Source organism: Pseudomonas sp. IT-P258 (genome assembly GCF_949767825.1).
GTDB lineage: Bacteria > Pseudomonadota > Gammaproteobacteria > Pseudomonadales > Pseudomonadaceae > Aquipseudomonas > Aquipseudomonas monachiensis.
In genome coordinates, this window is record NZ_CATKPU010000090.1 from 1 (window position 1) to 287 (window position 287).

At 60.6% G+C, this 287-nt stretch carries 1 protein-coding gene; it reads right to left on the bottom strand.

Translation table 11 applies throughout. The features are described 5' to 3' along the window. Window positions 1–287 (bottom strand): immunoglobulin-like domain-containing protein (locus tag ACM6G4_RS25930; protein WP_414914886.1); only part of this gene is annotated, 287 nt, incomplete at both ends.

Genomic DNA, 287 nt, shown 5'->3' on the forward strand with positions numbered 1-287 from the left:
GACGGTGGACTTGTCGGCGGTCAAAGTGGCAATGACTTCGCTGACGGTGTCGGTGATGGCCACGTTGGCCGCGGTGCCGTCGATCACCAGGTTTTCGAAGGTCTGGCCGTCGACGCTGGCCGAACCGACGGTCAGGCTCAGGTTACTCGGGTCGTTGTAGACGTCGTCACCCTGCACCGGCGCGGTGTAGATGGCCGACAATTTGCCCGCTTCGATGGTGACGGTGTCGCCATTGCTCAAGGTGACCTTGAGGTCGTGATCGAGTTTCTGGTCAACCTTGACGGTGA